The organism is Vibrio sp. 10N.222.46.A1 (assembly GCF_041473595.1).
Taxonomy (GTDB): domain Bacteria; phylum Pseudomonadota; class Gammaproteobacteria; order Enterobacterales; family Vibrionaceae; genus Vibrio; species Vibrio tasmaniensis_A.
In genome coordinates this window covers 1-1,276 of the sequence record NZ_JBFRSN010001247.1, presented here as the reverse complement: position 1 = coordinate 1,276, position 1,276 = coordinate 1, and the positions used below count along the sequence as shown (strand labels likewise).

2 protein-coding genes are annotated in these 1,276 nt (G+C 45.6%); both read left to right on the top strand.

Annotation, left to right across the window (positions count from 1 at the left end; translation table 11 throughout):
- Positions 1–109: 109 nt before the first annotated feature.
- A complete protein-coding gene (syd, locus tag AB4496_RS25645; RefSeq protein ID WP_009847453.1) occupies positions 110–655 on the top strand; it encodes a SecY-interacting protein in 546 nt (181 codons plus the stop codon).
- Between the two features lie 4 nt (positions 656–659).
- A partial coding sequence (locus tag AB4496_RS25640) for a Zn-ribbon-containing protein (protein WP_372132664.1) occupies positions 660–1,276 on the top strand: 617 nt, incomplete at its 3' end.

Genomic DNA, 1,276 nt, shown 5'->3' with positions numbered 1-1,276 from the left:
GAATGGGGTCGATTTTACTGAATCCCCATTATCCTGTCATTAAGTCATCGCTTAATCGGCACGGAAAGGGCTCGGATTCTATTTATTATTTTGTGTTTAGGAGATTTTCATGACTCAACGCGCTCAAGACGCACTACTTTCTTTCAGTCAGCGATACGTTGACGCGTGGCAGCAGCAACACCAAAGCTTACCTCGTAATGAGGAGTTAGTGGACATCGTATCGCCATGCGTAGAAGAAAAGAGTGGTGATGCCGTGTTGTGGAAACACTATCCACGTGAGCAATTCGCAGATTTCACCAATGTTGAAACGGGTATTGAGTTGACTCTGCATGAAGACGTCAAGACTTTCTACGGCGCACAATTTAGTGCGGATATGAACGCGACTTTTGATGGTAACGAACTGACTCTGTTACAGATTTGGAGTGATGAAGATTTCGAATGCCTACAAGAAAACATCTTAGGACACCTAGTGACTCAGCGTCGTTTGAAGCTAAAACCAACGGTTTTCATTGCCGCGACTGATGCTGAACTGGATGTTATCTCTATCTGTAACCTAACGGGTAACGTAATCCTAGAGCGCTTAGGCACCAAAAATCGTGATGTACTAGCCGAGACATTGGCAGAATTTTTAGAAAAGCTACAACCAGCGGTATAAATAGATGTACGTACTAGAACTTCAATTTGAGTGTTTTGATAACACAACGGTAAGCGCTGTCGATAAGGCGGTTAATGGCTTAATGGATGCACTTCGTTATAACGGACAAGTGTTAGGTCGTGAGTTTCCAATCGTGATGGGTGACGGTGAATTCTATGTTCGCGTTGTGTGTCCGGAGCAAGATAGCTTACACCCACGTAATCATTCAGACTTCGTCAAAGTCTGTTTCGAGCGCTTATCTGCGGCGAGTTTATTAGCGCCTAAGATGCGTCTGCTTGGCCGAGATCTTAACTCCGAAGAAGTAGCCGAAGATGAAACGCCGAGCTGGCAAGTGTTGTACACGACGTTCGTGCATACCTGTTCACCGCTGCGCAGTGGCGACAGCTTGTTGCCTATTCCACTATATCGTAACCCGCCGACATTTAATGGCGATCATAAAGCCGTACTGAAATGGCAGACCGAATGGCAAGCCTGTGATGAAGTGCAAATGGGTGGTGGTTGCCGTGCTGAACATGCAACGCTAACCGAGATCAGTGATACTAAGAGTGTGTTGTTTAAACGCGGTTGGGGTCTAAGAGGGCGCATTGAATTTCTGACTAAGATTCCAACTTACTACTACTT